The organism is Alphaproteobacteria bacterium (assembly GCA_030740435.1).
Lineage (GTDB): Bacteria > Pseudomonadota > Alphaproteobacteria > UBA2966 > UBA2966.
This window is the reverse complement of record JASLXG010000160.1, coordinates 12,010-30,732: the sequence shown is the minus strand read 5'-3', so window position 1 is coordinate 30,732 and position 18,723 is coordinate 12,010. Positions and strand designations below refer to the sequence as shown.

Sequence of the window (18,723 nt, the reverse complement as noted above, 5' to 3'; positions counted from 1 at the left end):
CGCTGAGATTGACATCGCTGAGCACGGCCTGTTGGCCCTTGGCGCCCGAGCTTTCGACCCAGATGAGGTGTTGGGAAACCACCTCGCCCAACGACCGCCCCAGCGTCTCGAGGGGCTGGGGCATCTTGGCGGAGCGGAAGTAGGCGGTCTCCAGGGCCTCGGGATCGATGGCCGCGCCGCGCAGGTCGGCACCGTCCAGGACGGCGTTGGACCAGGTCGCGCCGCTCAGCATGGCACCCTGCATGACGGCACCGGAAAGGTTGCTGTCGCTGAGGTCGGCATTGCTCATATCGGCGCCCGTGAGCACCGTGTTGCGCAGGTCGGCCCGTTTGAGCTGGGCGCCCCTGAGGATGGCGTCGGTGAAATCGGCCTGCACCACGAAGGCGTTCGAGAGCTTGGCGCTGCTCAGGTTGGCCCGCGCCGCCAGCACCGTGGTCAACTCCGCCGGTGTGGCGCCGAAGCTGACCACCTCGAGGTCGCGCTGGGCGTCGTACTTGGCCAGCACGCCTTCGCGCAGATCGCTCTCCACCATGGTCGCGTCGGTCAGCACGGCGCCGCGGAAACAGGCTCCCCTGAGGTCGGCCCGCGTCAGGTCGGCGCCGTCCAGCGAGGCCACGCTGAGGTCGGCGGCGAAGAGATTGGCCGAGATCAACTGCGCCCCCTTGAGCGTCGCCTGGCGCAGCTTGGTGCCGGAGAAGTCGATATCGCGCAGGTTGCGATCGTTGAGGTCGAGGTTCGAGAGGTCGTGGAAGGCCAGCTGAGCACGCTGGCCGCCACGGCCGCCGGTGAGGAAAGCATCGTGGGCCTGCAGCAGCTGATCGAGCTCGTCCTGCTCGAGGCGCTTGAATTCGATGCTGCTTTGATCGTCCTTGCCGGCCATTCAAACCTCCCCCATCACCGCCCTGCCGGCTGAGCCCGGCCGGCAGCGGTGCGTCATCTTAGGCTTTCGGGGCGGCGCCAAGTGTGACGACCATCACTCAAGATCCAAGAACCACCGCCGGAAAGGTCAGGGTCACCGTGGTGCCGACTTCGAGCTCGCTGTCGAAGGCGATGGCGCCTTCGTGTGCCTCGACGATGGATTTGGTCAAATAGAGCCCCAGGCCCGAGCCCTGGTAGCGACGCTGAAAGGCGCCCTCGAGTTGGGCAAAGGGCTGCTGCACGTGTTCCACGTGTTCGGCGGCGATGCCGATGCCGGTATCGCTGACCCGGATCACGAACTCGCCGCTGTCGGAGCCGTCGGCCGCCAGTTCCACGGTGCCGCCCTGGGGCGTGAACTTGATGGCGTTGGAAGCCAGGTTGAGAATGGCCTGCTTGAGCCTGAGCGGGTCGGCGAACAGCAGCGGCAGGTTGGCCGGCAACGCGATATTGAAGCTCACGCCGCTATCGCGGGCCCGGTCGCGCACCAGCGATTCGCAGGCGGCGAAAAGGTTGGAGACGTTGACAGGTTCCTTGCGCAGCGTGATCTGGCCGGCCTCGATGACCGAGATGTCGAGGATATCGTTGATCAGATCGAGCAGCATTTTGCCGCTGGAGAGAATGTCATTGGAGTATTCGCGGTAACGGGGATTGCCCAGCGAGCCCAGCATTTCCTGGCCCAGCACCTCGGCGAAGCCGATGATGGCGTTCAGCGGCGTGCGCAGCTCGTGGCTCATGTTGGCCACGAATTCGGTCTTGGTGCGGTTGGCCAACTCGGCCTGTTCCTTGGCCTGCAGCAGGGATTCACGCTGGCGGTCGTATTCAGCCGCCTGGGTTTCCAACTCGACCAGGCGTTGGCGCAACGAAGTTACCTCGTCGACGGAATCGCCGCGGCTTGCTTCCACGAACCCCTCCCCGGAGCCAATCGGTTCCGGCATGATGGCCTTTGGCGCACCAGACATGAACTTGCGTCCCGATCCCCACTTGCCCGTCTAAAGGCTTGAACGGTAGGCGAATTCTAGCGGATTTCTGCCTGCTGCGCTAGCCGCCTCAAAGTGACAGTCGCGCCACCACCGCTTCGAGGCGGGCAATGCGACGCCGGGCCTCGGCCATCCTGGCCTCCAGCCGCCGGCAGGCGCTGTGGCCGGCCTCGTCGTCTTCGCCGCTGCGCACCAGCCAGGCGCTGTGCCAATACCGGATCATGCGCGACCAGTGGCGGATGGCCAGCTCAGGCGTCGGCCAGCGGCCCAGCGCCAGGCGGCTGCGGCCTTGGACATCGACGATGGCGTGGTGCGTCTTGCCCCTGACGGTGCGGCGTTCTATGAACATGGGTGCTGCGGCTCTGGCCATGGCGGCAATCACTCTAGCGCATCTCGAGATCGATATGAATCGCCCGGCGGCCCCGGATCCGGTTTGGTGGCGCGAAATGAAGGCGAAATGAAGGGATGTCGATGATCCGCTCGCTTAGCCGCCGCCTGCCGCCCACCCTTCGGGGCATGATTCTGATGGTCATCTCGGGCGCCATGTTCACTGCTATGCATGCCACCATCCGCCTGGTCTCCGCGGCCGGGCCGGAGGGTGGGCTGCATCCCTTCGAAATCGCCTTCTTTCGCAATTTCTTCGGCTTGCTGGTGTTGCTGCCGGTGTTGCTGAGGGCCCGCCTGGCGACGTTGCGCACCGAACACTTCGGCCTGCACGCCTGGCGCTCGGGGCTGCAGTCGATGGCCATGCTGATGTTTTTCACGGCCCTCACGCTGTCGCCGCTGGCCGACATTTCGGCCCTCAGTTTTCTGGCCCCGCTGTTTGCCACCGTCGGCGCCGCCCTGTTGCTCGGCGAGATCGTGCGCCTCAGGCGCTGGAGCGCGCTCGCCATCGGCTTCGCCGGCGCCATGGTGGTGCTGGGGCCCGGCTTCCAGGAGATCAGTCCGGGCTTGCTGCTGGTGGTGGTGTCGTCGGCCATCTGGGGCGCCACGATGCTGATCATCAAGAAACTGGGGAACACCGATTCGTCGCTCACCATCACCGCCTACATGGCCCTGCTGATGACGCCGATCACCCTGGTTCCGGCACTTTTCGTCTGGCGCCTGCCGACCTTGCTGGAACTGGCCGGACTGGCCGTGCTGGCCGCTCTCGGCACCGTTGGCCACTTGGCCATGGCGCAATCCTTCAAGGAGGCCGATGCCAGCGCCGTGCTGCCGCTCGAATTCACCCGCCTGATCTGGGCGGCGCTGTTCGGCTTCTGGCTGTTCGCCGAGGTGCCCGGCCTGCGCACCTGGATCGGCGGCGCCATGATCTTCGCGGCCGTCACCTACATCGCCTATCGCGAGGCCCATTTGCGCGGCGGGGATGAGCAGAGCGGCGTCCCGGCCGACCGGCTGTGAGGCTGATTGGGCGAGGCCGGGCGATCCCCTTCCACCGACACCCCGGTGTAGCGTAGGCTTGGGGCAGTTTTTTTGACCTGGGGTGCAACGGAGGGACGAAATGGCGGGCGACAACGAGGGCAAGGCAGAACTTCCGGCGGGCCCCGCGGCAGCGGGTGCAGAGGCTCCATCGGGTGCCGCCGGTCCCGGCTTCAAGCTGGTGCCGCAGGCTGGGCCGGTGCCCGAGACCTACGCCGACGGCGCCCATGGCGCGCTCTCGCGGGGCCCCATATTCAAGCTGGAATTCTATTCCGCCATGGGCCACGACCCCGAGAGCGGCGACGAGCTCTGGCGGCCCTGCCAGCGCCTGGTGCTGCCGGTCACCGCGGTGCCGCAGATGATCAACATCCTGCAGCGCCTGATGCAACAGATGGAGGAAGCCGGCGTGCTGAGCCGCGAAGCGGCGCCGCCGCCTCCCGGAGACGGCTAGCCCGGATCGACTAACTTTGCTCCGCCTTTTCGGGGGTACTGACGGTCGTCGTCCAATTTCTCTCTTTGCGATCAGGCTGCTCTGGGGGCACTGGCGCCGAGGTCGGAGCCTTGGAACTGGCCATCGCGTCCCCTTCCTTGGGCTCCAATGGTTGAACGACATTGTCAAGTCTTGCAAGTTCCCCGCCGGCCTCGAGCAGTTTGTCGAGCGTCTCAAGACGATGCTGCAACCCGACAATCTTTTCCGACAGGCGGCTGCGCTCATCACGCCAGCGCTGAAGCATTTCGGAAGGAATCAGATCGTTCGAATTTGTGTCAACGTCAGTCATGGCGCCCTCCAATGGAAGCAACGAACTCGTATCATCTCTTGATCCTCGGCGCAACCAAGTAGTCATATGGTACGCTAAGGGAGTTGGGGCATTGCTGTCTCTCAGAAACACTATTGGGGTAGTTGAGCTTGTTTTGTAACGTTGTACTGTCGTCTGGTCCGCAATCACAATATCTTGCCTCTATCCCGCAATTCTCACCGGGTCACGAGCAGCAGAGAGCTGCCCACAACTCTTGCCCGGGCGGCCGCCGCCGGAATGGGTACGTAGGGTCTGAAAGTACGGACGTGCTTTTTGCCGCGTTGGCTCTGGTTACGTCTCGCAGGGAAAATCGACGGCCAGCGGCGGGTCGCCATCGGTCACCCACCTGACATTGGAACTGTCGGCAATCCGAGCGGAGATCGGCTTCGCCCCCTCTTGCCGACAGTTCTCTTGGCAGCGTCGGGAAATCGAATCGAACACGCCTTGCAGCTTGCGGCCGCCCACGGCACAACCCATTCGTTCCAAAATCTCGAGATCGACCTTGCCCTCGAAGGCATGCTCGCGCGCCAAGATAAGGAAAGCTTCGAAGGCCGTGTGAACCATCATCTGGCAGCCGGTCGCCGACGCTCCACGATCAAGGTCAAGATCCGCATTGCTGTCGATTTCCGGAGCGAAACCAACGGCGTCGAATTGTATCGCAGTAGACACAACAAACCTCCCTAAGGCATCAACCCACGAGCGATGGTTTTTTTGAGTATTTTCTCGCTCGGATAGTTTTTAGCGTCTCCATACTGTGACGGCATCGTATCAGATTCCCAACATCAAAACAAATTCGCGGCACTTCTCACCGGGGCATGGCCGGCGCGGCCCCCGGTGGGATCAATCCCCTCTTGGCCTGGTGGCACCGTCGAGCAGCGCCTCCGGTCCGATGCCCAGGGCCGCCAGTTGGCCGGAATTGGCCAGCATCAACAGACCGAGGATTTCGGCACCCATGGCGAGAGCCCGGCGGTTGGCCGCGACCGCTCCCTCTCCCGCCGCCACCAGGCCCTCAGCGATGGGCGCCAGCGCAGCGATCAATTGGCCGGTCAGCCGGCGTTCGTGATCGGGGCTGCCGCCGTCAGCCCGCCGCGCCGCCTGAAACACCGTCAGCACTAGGTCGAACTCGTGCGGCCGGGTGGCGAAATAGGCATAGAGCGCCCGGGCTGCAGGAGCGGCCTCGTCGCTGCCACCGGCACGCACGGCCTTGGCCGCCAGGCCCAGCGACTGCGCCGCCAGGTCGACGAGCAAATGATCCTTGGTGGGATAGTAGGAATAAAGCGCGCCCGGGGAATAGCCGGCCTCGCCGGCGATGGCCCGCATGGTGGTGGCCTCTAGGCCATCACGGCCGAAGACGCGGCGCGCCGCGTCGCGAATGGCGGCGCGCTTGAACAGGCGCAGCGCTTCGCGGCGCGGTATTGCGCTCCGGGGATGGTTTTCCGCCATGGCTCGGTAATGAGTCTATCAGAAATTTGAACAACGTTCAATTGCGCTCCGCGTAACGCATCGGCCTAGGCCTGCGCCCCACTGTCAGGCTGGTGCCCGGTCAGTCGGGAGAATATCTCCGCATCGGTTGCGCCTTCCGTACCTATGACCAGAATTTTGCTCTTGGCATCCAACTCCAGGCTTTGCCTGAGTTTCGGCGACAGGCCGGCGGCCAAGGCAGCCGCCAGTCCGGCCACCGCCGATTCGCCTGCGACCAGCCGCGCGTCTCCGAAGGGAGGATCGATCAGAAGCTTCATCGCCGGTGCCACCAGTTCCTCGCCGATGGTCATGAAATCGTCCGCCGCCCAGGCCAGCACTTCCCAGGCCAGCGGCGAAACCTCGCCACAGGAGAGCCCCGCCATCAAGGTTTCCCTGGCGATGACGACGCTGCGGACAGCGCCGGCTTGGGCACTGGCGTAGAGACAGGGCGCCAGCTCCGGCTCCACGACGATGAACCTGGGGCGCTCGCGCTGCCAGGTTCGGGCGAAGAGGTCGGCCACGGTGGCGGCAATGCCGCCCACCCCGCCCTGCACGAATACGTGGCTTGGCGGGCGCCGCCCGAGCTCATGGATCAGTTCCGTCACCAGCACCGAGTAGCCCGCCATGACGGTCAGGAGAATGCGGCGATAGCCCTGCCAGGAGGTGTCCGAGACGACGGTCCAGCCGTTGCGCTCGGCATCCTGGGCGCAGCGGCGGACCGAGTCGTCATAGTTCCCGGAGACCCGAACCACCTCCGCCCCCTGGGCCAGCAGGGCCTGCTCCCGGCCCTGGCTGACCTCGGCATGAATGTAGATGACGCAAGCGCAGCCGAAGCGCCGGGCGCCCCAGGCCACCGATCGGCCGTGGTTGCCGTCGGTGGCCGAAGCGACGGTCAAGCCGGCCGTCAGCTTGGCATAGCGGCCGCTTTGCAGCCCGGCGCCGTCGAGTCCGCCGATATCGTGCCTCTGCTGCAGATCTTCCGTCAACAGGCGGCACACGGCATAGGCGCCACCCAGGGCCTTGAAGCTGCCAAGCCCGAAGCGGCCGGATTCGTCCTTGTAGTGGATCCCGCCAACCGCGGCGGCATCGGCAAGCCCCGGGAGGGAGACCAGTGGGCTGGGCCGATAGCCGGGCCAGGCGGATATCTCGAGCTCGGCCGCTGCCGTCATCCCGCCGGGCAGCAATTCGGCAAAGGCCTCCTGGTCCCCTCGAGCCCGCCAGGAACGGGGATTGGCGAAGTGGCGGCGGGAGGCCTCGGCGAACGGTTTCAGGGCGGCGCTCATCATCATCCCCCGTGGGCCACGTCGGCAGCGGTCAAGCCAATCGGATCGCGACCATCGTGCGGATTTCCGGGAAGGCTCGTGGCAATCGCCGGCAATGGTAACCCAGGGGGCATTCGTGGGCGACCTGCATGCCACCGCCTGGTCCGCCGCCAGGGCGTCCGTTGCTGGAGGTGCAGCGAGCATGCCGGGGGCGGGGCCGAAAAGTCGCTCATGACCCTGGCTGTGTGAAAACCTTCCATCGGAACATTCAGGCGCAAGATTGATTCGCTAAGCACTACTCTTGCGCATGATAGATATGCCCTGGCCGTGTTATCGATCTTATTGTTGCGCGAGGTCGTGGGCTTTCGGCGTATTCATACAGCCAAGACCCGAAGCAGTCATTGGTTCGCAAAGGTGGACGAACTGGAATCCATTGTTTGCACTCTCCGACGGCGGAGATCCGAATGGTCAATTCTGTGCCTCACAGGCAGTGCGCAATTTGCCGCAGGCGTCCCAATAGGCGAACTTCCTCTAGTAGCTTGTGTTGTGTGCATGCTGCAGTGAATAACTAGTCTACTGAATCGGCGGGGGTTGACCCGACCAATCTTCTCGACGGCTAGCCCGCATTTCTCACCGGGTCATGGCCTGCGCGTCGCTGTCGCGCCGACAGGGTAGGAACGCTGCGCCGCGCGATGTGGGACATCGGGCAAGCAGCGTGACACACCCTGTCGGTGCGACAGCGGCGCCCGAAGGGTCGCCCCGCAGAGTCCCTGTGAGCGCGCCCGCTACGGAAAAGGTCGAAGAACGTAGTCCCACTACGCTCATCGATCTTTTCCTTCCGGATCGCATCACCTGGGGGCGACGAAGGCCCTGACCCGGTGAGAAATGCGGGCTAGCACCGACAGATACTCGGCAACAACAGCGTTCCCAGGGCCGCAGCAAGTCCGGACCGCGGCGACTTGTCACATTGATTTTGGGTTGTAGGGGAGCAACGCTGGGGCACATCCCGACGAAAGCTCTTCATTGTCTCCTGGGTCGACCCGGCGTCACTCTGCACTTGTACCGCATATCACCCAAGCCGGGTCGGCCTTCTTTTTCTTACCTGCGATGACCAGCAAAGAGAAGGCGCCATAGCATGACCGATTTTGCTGCAAGATGGATGATTGTAGGCGTGGCCTGCGCAGCCGCCGCGGCCTGGTTGGGAGTTTTCTCGCCCGCTACCGCCCAAAGCCAAACCGCGAGCAACCAAGAGCACGGCATGTCGGTGGAACCCAGCCGCGACTGGCTGGGCGGCATTCCGGAATCTCCGACCGAGGATTGGGAGGTGGCTTTCGGCGGCCGGCTTTACGATAACTGGGCGGTAGCGATCGACGTCGCCGAGCCCCACAAGAACCACCCTTCCTATCCCCCCTGGGGCAAGAAGCACGGCTACGTCACCTGGTGGGCAAGAACCCGGCCATCGTCATGAAGGCCCTACGTGACGAGGTCCACGCCTACGGCCCGGAGCAGCTTCCCGATAGTGTCGCCGAGCGCCTGGCGCTATTTGTCACCCGCGGCCAGCACGACGTCGATCGCTTCATCGACAAGGAATCGTCGCGAGCCCGCGGTGACGCCGGTCACGGCGAACGTGTTTTCCAAAACGTCTGCGCCGCCTGCCACGGCTTCGACGGCAAGGCCATAAATTTCAAGAGCGAGGCAAATCCCGAATTCATCGGCACCGTGGCCAACGCGAACCCCTGGGAGGCACTGCATAAGATCCGCAACGGCCATCCCGGCGTGCCGATGCCAGCGCTCAGATTCCTGCCGATCCAGAACCTGGTCGACATCCTGGCCTACGCCCAGACCCTGCCACCGAAGTAGAGGCAGCGACTGTTGTTCTTCGAGTGTCGGACGGGGTGTTGACGTTACGCTAGAGCGTTCCTCCAGGTGGTGGCGACGCCCAACCACTCCAAGGCGAGCGCCGCCTGGGGGCAGCGTCATACAGCGGGGCTAAGCACAGGCGACCAAGTGCTGGGGTGCATAAGCGGTACCCGCACTTCCGCTTTCGACCCCTGGGCGTCTGGTGCTGTGCAGGTTTCTCGGACGCCGTTGAGGCGCTGGGAGTGAGGCGCGCTGTTTGCCGGCGTCCGAGAAGCGCCAAGGCACGAAATCGCGGGATGCAGAGCGCGAGCTATGGGGATTTGAGTTGGGCAGTGCTTCGGTTGGCAGCCGGCCTGGAAGACTTCGATGACGACCATAGGGCCGCCACAGTGGGGGCAAGGTAGGGCGCTTTTGGGAGGCGCCTCGGGATCCTCGGAGGGCTCGTCCTCGGGCGTTTCGCTGGGCGTTTCAGCGGCAGGTTGTTGGCCGAGGAGTTCCCGCGCCAATCGGATATTGGCGGCGCGGTTGCCGTTGGCCAACAGGCCATAGTGCCGGATGCGGTGAAAGCGTTTGGGTAGCACATGCATTAGGAAACGGCGGATGAACTCGCCGGTCTCCAGGGTCATGGCCTTGTAGCGCTCGGAGCCTTGGCTGCGATAGTCCTTGTAGCTATGGCGGTTGCGGCACGAGTTGTAGGCGATCTGGGTGTGCCCGCAGGGTTCACAGCGCGCCACATGCCCTCCCAACGCTGCCGTGCGGCAGCGCGTGATGGCGCTCATCACCTTCATCTGTTGCAGGCTGACATGGCCGGCGTTGGCCCGACGCCAGGCCGGGCCGAAGTCGCGCAAGATGTCCGCGACTTCCAGCCTTGGTCGAGGCATGGCCGAGGCGGTTACGTTAGCGCCTTGGCCTTGCTCCCCTTCTTGGCCTTCCTGCCCGGCTTGGACATTGGAAGCGGCGAACGCCCTCAGCCGTGGCGCTATCCGGCGAGCGCTGCAGGAAGGCGGCAAATCGCCGGCAGCCGCGGATGTGGCCTCGCTGTGTCCCCGTCGTGAGCTGGCGCCCGGTCATGTCCTCGATCATGCGCTGGCGCAACGGCTGGATCGTGTTCGTCGTCATGGCAAAGCTCCTTCCTGTGTTGAGGTCGTTGGAACCCCAATGATCAGGAAGCAGAGCCCACAAGGATAGCGATGGAATCCTGGCTGGCAGCCAGGCTCGCCATGGCCCAGTACCAGCCGAATATCGCGCTAGCGATTTAGTGCTCCTGGCTATGAACGTCAGTTCGGGCCTCGGCCAGAATAGCCCGCAATCGGGGCCGGAGCCGACCTTCCGATGGGGTCGATCGGCGGCACGAAGGGGCGCAGGCGATGGCCTCGCTGGAAGTCAAGTGGGCGGCAAATCTAGAACCCGATGGTGCCCCCGTCGCGTTCCTTGACGGCGTTCTGGAAGCCGACTTCCTCGCAGCGCGCCTTGAAGGCGACGCCTTCGGGGCTGTGGCGGGTGATGCCGTCGAACAGCGTGGCGATCATCTGGGTCGAGGCCAACCCCATGTTGTCGTAGGCCTGATTGATCATCAGCTTTTGCATCATCAGCTGGTTGCGCGGGACCTCGGCCATGCGGCGCGCCATGGTTTCGACCGTTTCGTCAAGCTCCTGCGCTGGCACGCACTTGCCCACCAGGCCCATCTCGTAGGCTTCGCGGCCGTCGATCAGGTCTCCCGTCAGCAGCATGCGCTTGGCTCGTTCGGCACCGACGCGGTAGAGCCACATGGCCGTCGTCGGGCAGCCCCAGACGCGGGCCGGGGGATAGCCGATGCGCGCGTCCTCGGCCATCACCACCTGGTCGGAGCAAAGTGCGATGTCGCTGCCGCCGGCCACGGCGTAGCCCTGCACCTTGCAGATCACCGGCTTGTGGCTGCGCCAGAGGCTCATGAAGCATTGCGTGAAGCGCTCCATCCACTGGTAATCGAGCATGGGATCCCAGGGCATGTCCTGCGAGCCGGGGCAGGGCCGGGGGCGTTCGGCGAAGAGGTTGAGGTCGTAGCCCGAACAAAAGGCCCGGCCGGCGCCAGAGAGCACAATAACGTGGACGCCGTCGTCCCAGTTGGCGCGCTCCACGGCACTGGCCAGCTCCAGCGGCAGGTCCTCGTTGATGGCGTTCAATCGGCCCGGCCGGTTGAGGGTGATGCGGGCCAGCCGGCCATCGGATTCGTACAGCACGACGGATTCGCTCATGGTCGCCTCCGATGAAGTTAAAACGTTGTGTAAAATGCTGAACGTCGTTCAGCTTCACCAGCCTAATTGGCGTGAGGCCAGGTCTTTCATGATTTCCTCGGCGCCGCCGCCGATGGCCAGCACCTTGGTTTCGCGGTAGATGCGTTCGACCTTGGCGCCGCGCAGGTAGCCGGCACCGCCCAGCACCTGGACGCCTTCCGAGGCGCAGAACTGCAGCGTCTCGGTGGACTGGTTCTTGAGCATGCAGATTTCGGCCACCGGGCTTTCGCCCTGCTCCAGACGCCAGGCCAGTGCCTCCATGGTGGCCTTCAGCGCATTTACCTTGGTCGCCATGTCGATCAGCTTGTGGCGGATGGCCTGGTGCTTGATCAGGGGCTTGCCGAAGGTCTGGCGCTCATGGGCGTAGGAGACGGCTTCTTCGAGGCAGGTCTTGGCCAGGCCATGGGCCATGGCGGCGATGCCGAAGCGTTCGAAATTGAAGTTCAGCATGATGCCGCGGAAGCCCTCGTTCTCGACGCCGAGCAGATTGCCCGCCGGCACCCGGCAGTCGTCGAAATAAAGCGTCGCCGTGTCGGAGCACCACCAGCCCATCTTGTTGAGCAGCGTGCGCTCGAAACCGGGCCGCTCGCGCTCCACCAGAATGAGCGAGATACCGCCGATGCCTTCGCCGCCGGTGCGCACGGCCACGGTGTAGTAATCCGCCCGCATGCCCGACGTGATGAAGGTCTTGGAGCCGTTGAGCACGTAGTCGTCGCCCTCGCGCACGGCCCGGGTCTTGAGGTTGGCCACGTCCGAGCCGCCCGAGGGCTCGGTGATGGCCAGGGCGCTGATCTTCTCGCCGGCCAGGATCTCCGGCACCACGCGGCGTTTGAGATCCTCCGAGCCCAGCGCCACGATGGGCGGCGTGCCGATGGAATGGCTGAATAGGCTGGCCATGATGCCGCCGACGCCGGGCCGGGCGAATTCCTCGTTGAGGATGACGGTGTAGAAAAGGTCGGCCGGCACGCCGCCCAGATCCTCGGGGTAGCCGAAACCGATGGCGCCGATTTCAGCCGCCTTCTTGTAGAGCTCGCGGGGAAATTCCTCGGCCTCGTCCCAGGCCGCGGCATGGGGCATCACTTCCTTGTCGACGAAGCGGCGCAAGGTGTCGCGAAAGGCCTCGTGGTCCTCGGTGTAGTAGGGGCTGTGCTGCGTGTTGGGTATGGCTGATTGCCGATTGTCGTTCATGGCGTTTCCCTTGACTATCCGGCGGCTTCGACCTCGACCAGCAGTTGTTGCGGCGTCACCTGGTCTTCGGCGCTGACGGCGACGTTGGTCACGCGGCCGTCGACGTCGCTGGCGATTTCGTGTTCGATCTTCATGGCCTCGAGCACGACCAGGCAGTCGCCCTTTTTCACCCGGCGGCCCTTGCGCACTCCGACCGCGACGATACGGCCGCTCATGGGTGCCGTGATGCGGCCTTCGCCCTCGACGACGCGGCTGGCCGCTGGCAGGTAGGTGGTCTCGACATAGCGGCCGCCGCCGCCGCCTTCGATGTCGAGGTGCAGCACAGGGCTTCGGCCGCCGGGATCGAAGAGGCTGTCGGCGCCATGGACGACGCCGTCAAATTCGAAGCGCAGGCGCTCGCCGTCGTCTTCCAGCAGCAGAATTTCGTGGTTCCAATCGACGTGGCGCACCTGGAAACGTCCGTTGCCCAGAGCGGCGGCGTCAAGGCTGATCTCCTGGCCGCCCGCTTCGATCTTCAGGGGCCACGAGGCGATGCCGGAAGAGCGCCAGAAATCCCCGCTGGCCTGGCGCTGCAGAAACAGCACCGCCGCCAGGGCCAGGGCAACGTCACTGCCCTGGTCGGCCAGGACGGCATCGAGATGGCGCTCGAGAAATGCCGTCGTCGCCTTGCCGCGGGCGAATTCGGGATGCTCGAGAATGCGCCCGAGAAAGGCCTTGTTGGTGGTGGGACCAAACAGCGTGGTCTCGCCCAGCGCCTGGACGAGCCGCCGCCGGGCCTGGTCGCGGTTTTCGCCAAAGGCCATCAGCTTGCCGATCATGGGGTCGTAGAAAGCGCTGATTTCCTGGCCTTCGCGAATGCCGTGGTCGACCCTGATGTCGCCACCAGTGGCCGGGCGCCAGCGCAGCACGCGGCCGGTCTGGGGCAGGAAGCCGGCACCAGGATCTTCGGCGTAGAGCCGGGCCTCGATGGCGTGGCCGGTGTGATCGATCCGCTCCTGGTCCAGCGGCAGGCGTTCGCCGGCTGCCACGCGCAATTGCCAGTCCACCAAGTCGATGCCGGTGACCATCTCGGTTACCGGATGCTCGACCTGAAGGCGGGTGTTCATTTCGAGGAAAAAGAAGTCCTTGCCATCCAGCAGGAATTCGACGGTACCGGCACCGACGTAGCCGATGGCTGCCGCAGCCTTGATGGCGGCCTCGCACATGGCCTGGCGCAGTTTGGCATTGACGGCCGGCGAGGGCGTCTCCTCGATGACCTTCTGGTGGCGCCGCTGCACCGAACAGTCGCGCTCGCCCAGATGCAGCACCGTGCCAAAGCTGTCGGCGATGATCTGGACCTCGACGTGGCGGCAGTTGGTCAGCGCGCGCTCCAGGATCAACTCCGCACTGCCGAAGGCCGATTTTGCTTCCGAACGGGCCGACTTGAGAGCGGCGCCCAGCGCCCGGCCGTTTTCCACCAGGCGCATGCCGCGCCCGCCGCCGCCCGCCGCCGCCTTGACGAGTAAAGGAAAACCGATCTTGCGGGCGGCCGCCTTGAGGGCCTTGTCGCTCTGGTCCTTGCCGTTGTAGCCCGGCACGCCGGCCACGCCCAGCGGTCCCAGGCGTTCCTTGGCCAGGCGCTTGTTGCCCATCAGGCGGATGGATTTCGCCGACGGCCCGACGAAAACCAGGCCCGCCTCGGCGCAGGCGGCGGCGAAATCGGCGTTCTCGGCTAAAAAGCCATAGCCCGGATGCACCGCACCGGCGCCGGACTTCTTTGCCGCCGCGATGATGCGTTCGATGGAAAGATACGAGTCACTTGCCGCCGCCGGCCCGATCTCCACCGCCCGGTCGGCGGCCAGGACGTGGGCCGCGCCGCGATCGGCTTCACTGTAGACGGCGACGGTGCCGAGCCCCATGCGGCCCGCCGTCCGCATCACGCGCACGGCGATTTCGCCGCGGTTGGCAACCAGCAAGGTCGAAAAGGGCGCCGTTTTGGCGCGCCTGGTCATTCCTCGGCCCACGCCGGTTTCCTTTTTTCGGCAAAGGCGGCCAGGCCCTCGCGGCCCTCGGCGCTTTGCACGCAATCGGCAAAGACGCCGGCCGCCCGGTCCAAAAGCTCCGGCATCGGCACCACCCCGGTGCCCAGCACCAGCGGCTTGGTGCCGCCGACGGCGCCTGGTGCCGTGCGGCGGATCTGCGCCAGCAGTTTTTCCAGGCGCGCTTCCAGCGCCGTGGTGTCGGGTTCCACCTCGTGCACGAAGCCCATTTTGCGGGCGCTCTCGGCGTCGACGCGTTCGCCGGTGAGCGTCAGGCGGCGGGCCTGGGTGAGGCCGATGCGGCGGGTCACGAAGGGCGCGATCTGGGCCGGCGGCAGGCCCAGGGTCACCTCGGGCATGGCGAAGGTGACATCGGTCGTGGTCAGCGCCACGTCGGAAACCGCGACGATGCCCATGCCGCCGCCGCGTACCGTGCCCTCGACCACGGCGACGATGATCTGAGGCAGTGCCTCGATGGCCATCAGCATGGCGCCGAATTTGCGGTTGAAGCTGCGCAAACTGGCGTCGGGGTCGTCCTCGTCGTTCTGGCTCGACATGTCGCGCAGATCGCCGCCGGCACAGAAATGCCCGCCGGCACCGCGCAGCACGACCACGGACAAGTCCCTCTCGTCGGCCAGCGCCGTGATCACGGCATCCAGTTCGGCCACCATCTGGCGGTTCATGGCGTTGCGCACTTCGGGCCGGTTGAGGGTCAGCCTGAGGATGCGGCCCTCGCGCTCCAGCGCGATGGTCTGGCAGTCCGGGAGCGCCATGATCAGCGGTTCCCCTTGCCCGGCAGCGTGCCTTCGAACTTGGCGATGATGGCCATCATGACCTCGTCGGCGCCGCCGCCGATGCCCATCAGGCGGGCGTCGCGGTAGAAGCGATTGACCCGTGTCTCCCACATGTAGCCGGTGCCGCCGTGGAACTGGACGCACCAGTCGGCCACCTCGCGCACCAATTTCCCGCCCTTGAGCTTGGCCATGGATGCGAGGCGCGTGGCGTCCTTGCCGCCGATGTAGCTTTCGATGGCGCGGTAGATCAGCGAGCGCAGCGCCTCGACCTCGCAAGTGAGCTCGGCCAGACGGAAATGGACGGCCTGGTTGTCCAACAGCGGTCCGCCGAAGACCTGGCGGTTGCGGGTGTAATCGGCGGTCTCCTCGATCACCTCCTCCATCGACTTGAGGACGGAGATGGAGGCCCACATGCGCTCCTCCTGGAATTGCAGCATCTGATAGATGAAGCCCGCGTTCTCGTCGCCTACCCGGTTGCGCTGGGGCACGCGGACGTCGTCGAAATGGATCTCGGCGGTGTCGGAGGCTTGCATGCCCATCTTGCGCAGCTTGCGCGCCACGGTGACGCCAGGGGTCTTCATGGGCACCATGATCAGCGATTTGTTCTTGTGCGGCCCGCCCTCGGCACTGGTGTTGGCCAGCAGGCAAACCCAGTCGGCCTGGCAGCCGTTGGTGATGAAGATCTTGCCGCCGTTGATGACGTAGTCGTCGCCGTCCTTCTCGGCCTTGGTCCTGATGTTGGCCACGTCGGAGCCGGCGCTGGGCTCGGTGACGCCGATGCAGCCGACCGCGTCGCCGGCGATGTTGGGGGCCAGGAATTCCTCACACAGCTCCTTCGAGCCAAAGCGCGCCAGCGCCGGGCTGCACATGTCGGTCTGCACGCCGATGGCCATGGGAATGGCGCCACAGGAAACGTGGCCCAGCTCCTCGGCCATGGCCATGTTGTAGGAATAATCGAGCCCCATGCCGCCGTACTCGACCGGCTTGTGGATGCCCAGCAACCCGGCGTCGCCGAACTTCTTGAAGACCTCGTGGGCCGGGAACAATTCGGCGTCCTCCCACTCCTCGACGTGGGGATTGACCTCGTTGTCGATGAGGCGGCGCACCGTGCGCCGGATCTCGTCGTGTTCCTGGGTGAATTGCATGGTTTGGCCTTTCGGGCTGCGGGATTTCTGTGGGATCTGGCCTCTAACCGCGGGCGACCGCGAATCCGTTGGGGTAAAGCTGGCGCATCGCCGTTTCGCGGCAGATGGAAAGCGCGATCGCCAGCACGCGGCGTGAATCGCGGGGATCGATCAGGCCGTCGTCCCAGATCCGGGCGCTGGCGTAGGTGGCCTGCGATTCGATTTCGGTGCGGTCGACGATGGCTTGGAACATCTGCTCGAGCGCCGCCTCGTCGGCCTTGATTCCCTGGCGGGCGAATTTTTCACGGGTGATGGTGCGCATGACGCCGCCGGCCTGTTCGCCGCCCATCACGGCGATGCGGTTGTTGGGCCAGCCGAAGATGAAGCGGGGCTCGTAGCCGCGGCCGCACATGCCGTAGTTGCCGGCCCCGAAGGAGGCGCCGATCATCAGCGTCAATTTGGGCACATGGGCGTTGGAGACGGCCTGGATCATCTTCGAGCCGTGCTTGACCATGCCGTCTTCCTCGGCGTGGCGGCCGACCATGTAGCCGGTGGTGTTCTGCAGGAAGATGAGCGGCGTGTTGGATTGGCTGCAAAGCTGGATGAAGTGGGCCGCCTTGACGGCATCGTCGGGAAAGATGGGGCCGTTGTTGCCGATGATGCCGCAACCGTAGCCCTCGATGGCGGCGTGGCCGCAGACCGTGTTGGCGCCGAAAAGCGGCTTGAAATCGAGGAAGTCGGAGCCATCCACCAGCCGCGCGATGACCTCGCGCACCTCGTAGGGCTTGCGATAGTCGACCGGCACGATGCCGCAGATCTCGTCTATATCGTGGAGCGGCTCCTGGAAGTCGCGGGCCGCCTCGGGCGGCTGCAATTCGTTCCAGCCGAGCTTGGCGACGATGTCGCGGGCGATGCGGATGGCGTCGGCGTCGTCCTCGGCCAGGTGCTCGGAGGTGCCGGTGATGGTCGAGTGCATCTCGGCGCCACCCAGAGATTCGTCATCCGAATCCTCGCCGATGGCGGCCTTCACCAGCGGCGGCCCGCCCAGGAAAATCTTGGCCCGGCCGCGTACCGTGACGACGTAGTCCGACATGCCCGGCATGTAGGCACCGCCCGCCGTCGACGAGCCGTGGACGACGGTGACGATGGGGATGCCGGCGGCCGAGAGCCGCGCCAGGTTGCAGAAGGTGCGGCCGCCGTCGACGAAGATTTCCGCCTGGTACAGAAGATTGGCGCCGGCGCTTTCCACCAGGTTGACCAGCGGCAGCTTGTTCTCCATGGCCACCTGCTGGGCCCGCAGGTGTTTTTTCAGGCCCATGGGCGCGATCGAGCCGCCCTTGATGGAAGGGTCGTTGCAGGTGATCACCACGCGCGTGCCCGAAACCCAGCCGATACCGGTGATGATGCCGCCGCCCTGGATGCCGGCGTCGCCGTCGTCGTCGTGCATGCCGTTGCCGGCCAGCGTAGAGAATTCCAGAAACGGCGCACCGCGGTCCAACAAGAGCGCCAGGCGTTCGCGGCCGAGCAACTGGCCGCGGCCGTGAAAGCGCTGACGCCCGCGTTCCGAATGGTCGCGCACCTTTTGTTCGAGGCCGCGGAAATGCTCGATCATGGCCAGCATGTCGGCGCGGTTCTGCCGGAAGCTCGCGGAGCCCTGGTCGACGCCGGTGGGCAGCACGGGCATCAGTCTTTTTCCTTCAAGATTTCCGGCATCACCGAGCGGTGAAAGCCCTCGTAGGGCTGCGAGCGCTGGTGTTCGGGCACCGGCCACAGCACCGAGGAGAGCGGCCGGCCGCCGTCGATGCGGATGGTCTCGCCGGTGATGAAGGCGGCGCCCTGGGACAGCAGGAAACAGACCACGGCGCTGACTTCGGATTCCGTGCCCAGACGCTTCAGCGGCACCCAGTCGTGCATGACGGTGAACATCTTGGCGGTTTCCTCGTCGTACTTGTCGAAGCCCGACGAGATGATCCAGCCCGGCGCCACGGCGTTGACGCGCACGCCTGAATGGGCCCACTCGATGGCCGCCGTCATGGTGAAGTTCTCCATGCCGGCCCGGGCCGCCCCGGAATGACCCATGCCCGGCATGCCGTTGCGGCTGTCGGCGGTGACGTTGACGATGTTGCCGCCATGGGCCTCCATGCTCTGCTTGTAGACCTCGCGCGACATCAGGAAACCGCCGGTCAGGTTGTTGCGCACCACGGTATCGAAGCCCTTTTGGCTGATTTCAGTGAGCGGGGCGGAGAACTGGCCGCCGGCGTTGTTGACCAGGGCATGGATGCGGCCGCGCTCGGCGACGATCTTGGCCACCGTCTCGGTAACGCCGTCTTCGTCGCGGATGTCCTGGGGATAGATGCTGCTTTGGCCGCCGTCCTCGGCCAGCTCGGCGGCGGTTTCCTCGAGGCGGGAGCGGGTGCGCCCGATCAGCACCAAGTGCGCTCCCAGGTTGGCGATCTCGTGGGCGATGCAGCGCCCAATGCCACTCCCGGAGCCGGTGACGATGACGGTATGGCCGGCAAACAGATCAGAGCGAAAAACCGACTGGTAGGTCATTTTTGTGCCCACTCCTGGGGGACGAGCGGCTCTCCCTGGGGCCGCCCAACAGGCCTTTTCGCCATTATGGAACGGCGCC

General features: G+C 65.1%; 18 protein-coding genes and 1 pseudogene. 4 read left to right on the top strand and 15 right to left on the bottom strand.

Annotation, left to right across the window (positions count from 1 at the left end; translation table 11 throughout):
- The 3 genes from QGG75_16355 to QGG75_16345 all read right to left on the bottom strand — a co-directional run.
- Positions 1-880 (bottom strand): pentapeptide repeat-containing protein (locus tag QGG75_16355; protein ID MDP6068806.1); only part of this gene is annotated, 880 nt, incomplete at its 3' end.
- A gap of 97 nt (positions 881-977) precedes the next feature.
- Positions 978-1,820 (bottom strand): ATP-binding protein, encoded by an 843-nt coding sequence (locus QGG75_16350; protein ID MDP6068805.1) that lies wholly within the window; start codon positions 1,818-1,820, stop codon positions 978-980.
- A gap of 145 nt (positions 1,821-1,965) precedes the next feature.
- Entirely contained in the window at positions 1,966-2,265 is a 300-nt protein-coding gene (locus tag QGG75_16345) for a hypothetical protein (GenBank protein MDP6068804.1), read from the bottom strand.
- A 101-nt stretch (positions 2,266-2,366) separates the two neighbouring features.
- Between QGG75_16345 and QGG75_16340 the strand changes: the two genes are divergently transcribed.
- Together QGG75_16340 and QGG75_16335 are read left to right on the top strand one after the other, a co-directional pair.
- Entirely contained in the window at positions 2,367-3,296 is a 930-nt protein-coding gene (locus QGG75_16340) for a DMT family transporter (GenBank protein ID MDP6068803.1), read from the top strand.
- Between the two features lie 100 nt (positions 3,297-3,396).
- Positions 3,397-3,765, top strand: a complete 369-nt coding sequence (locus QGG75_16335) for a hypothetical protein (GenBank protein ID MDP6068802.1) — start codon at positions 3,397-3,399, stop codon at positions 3,763-3,765.
- 10 nt (positions 3,766-3,775) lie between these two features.
- On the opposite strand, the gene QGG75_16330 is transcribed toward QGG75_16335, so the two are convergent.
- From QGG75_16330 to QGG75_16315, 4 genes are all read right to left on the bottom strand, one after another.
- Positions 3,776-4,093 (bottom strand): hypothetical protein, encoded by a 318-nt coding sequence (locus tag QGG75_16330; protein MDP6068801.1) that lies wholly within the window; start codon positions 4,091-4,093, stop codon positions 3,776-3,778.
- 309 nt (positions 4,094-4,402) lie between these two features.
- Positions 4,403-4,780, bottom strand: a complete 378-nt coding sequence (locus QGG75_16325; protein ID MDP6068800.1) for a hypothetical protein — start codon at positions 4,778-4,780, stop codon at positions 4,403-4,405.
- A 171-nt stretch (positions 4,781-4,951) separates the two neighbouring features.
- Positions 4,952-5,554: a helix-turn-helix domain-containing protein gene (locus QGG75_16320; protein ID MDP6068799.1), complete on the bottom strand. Its 603-nt coding sequence runs from the start codon at positions 5,552-5,554 to the stop codon at positions 4,952-4,954.
- 65 nt (positions 5,555-5,619) lie between these two features.
- On the bottom strand, positions 5,620-6,855 hold the full coding sequence (locus QGG75_16315) for a diaminopropionate ammonia-lyase (GenBank protein ID MDP6068798.1): 1,236 nt from the start codon (positions 6,853-6,855) through the stop codon (positions 5,620-5,622).
- Between the two features lie 1,237 nt (positions 6,856-8,092).
- Here QGG75_16315 and QGG75_16310 point away from each other — a divergent pair.
- Positions 8,093-8,302 (top strand): hypothetical protein, encoded by a 210-nt coding sequence (locus QGG75_16310; GenBank protein ID MDP6068797.1) that lies wholly within the window; start codon positions 8,093-8,095, stop codon positions 8,300-8,302.
- Positions 8,299-8,694 carry a cytochrome c gene (locus QGG75_16305; protein MDP6068796.1) on the top strand — a complete coding sequence of 132 codons (396 nt, stop codon included), beginning with the start codon at positions 8,299-8,301 and terminating at the stop codon, positions 8,692-8,694. Before QGG75_16310 ends, QGG75_16305 begins: the two co-directional genes overlap by 4 nt.
- A gap of 335 nt (positions 8,695-9,029) precedes the next feature.
- On the opposite strand, the pseudogene QGG75_16300 reads toward QGG75_16305, so the two are convergent.
- From QGG75_16300 to QGG75_16265, 8 genes and pseudogenes are all read right to left on the bottom strand, one after another.
- Positions 9,030-9,575: pseudogene (locus QGG75_16300) on the bottom strand (transposase zinc-binding domain-containing protein).
- Positions 9,576-10,094: 519 nt separating this feature from the next.
- The gene (locus QGG75_16295; GenBank protein MDP6068795.1) at positions 10,095-10,928 is read right to left on the bottom strand and encodes a crotonase/enoyl-CoA hydratase family protein; all 834 of its coding nucleotides are present in this window, start codon (positions 10,926-10,928) and stop codon (positions 10,095-10,097) included.
- 54 nt (positions 10,929-10,982) lie between these two features.
- On the bottom strand, positions 10,983-12,155 hold the full coding sequence (locus tag QGG75_16290) for an acyl-CoA dehydrogenase family protein (protein MDP6068794.1): 1,173 nt from the start codon (positions 12,153-12,155) through the stop codon (positions 10,983-10,985).
- A gap of 14 nt (positions 12,156-12,169) precedes the next feature.
- A complete protein-coding gene (locus tag QGG75_16285) occupies positions 12,170-14,146 on the bottom strand; it encodes a biotin carboxylase N-terminal domain-containing protein (protein ID MDP6068793.1) in 1,977 nt (658 codons plus the stop codon).
- On the bottom strand, positions 14,143-14,949 hold the full coding sequence (locus QGG75_16280) for an enoyl-CoA hydratase-related protein (GenBank protein ID MDP6068792.1): 807 nt from the start codon (positions 14,947-14,949) through the stop codon (positions 14,143-14,145). Before QGG75_16280 ends, QGG75_16285 begins: the two co-directional genes overlap by 4 nt.
- Entirely contained in the window at positions 14,949-16,112 is a 1,164-nt protein-coding gene (locus QGG75_16275) for an acyl-CoA dehydrogenase family protein (protein ID MDP6068791.1), read from the bottom strand. Before QGG75_16275 ends, QGG75_16280 begins: the two co-directional genes overlap by 1 nt.
- A 43-nt stretch (positions 16,113-16,155) precedes the next feature.
- The gene (locus QGG75_16270; protein ID MDP6068790.1) at positions 16,156-17,775 is read right to left on the bottom strand and encodes a carboxyl transferase domain-containing protein; all 1,620 of its coding nucleotides are present in this window, start codon (positions 17,773-17,775) and stop codon (positions 16,156-16,158) included.
- Positions 17,775-18,644: an SDR family oxidoreductase gene (locus tag QGG75_16265; GenBank protein MDP6068789.1), complete on the bottom strand. Its 870-nt coding sequence runs from the start codon at positions 18,642-18,644 to the stop codon at positions 17,775-17,777. The genes QGG75_16270 and QGG75_16265 overlap by 1 nt, the downstream gene beginning before the upstream one ends.
- Between the last annotated feature and the right edge of the window lie 79 nt (positions 18,645-18,723).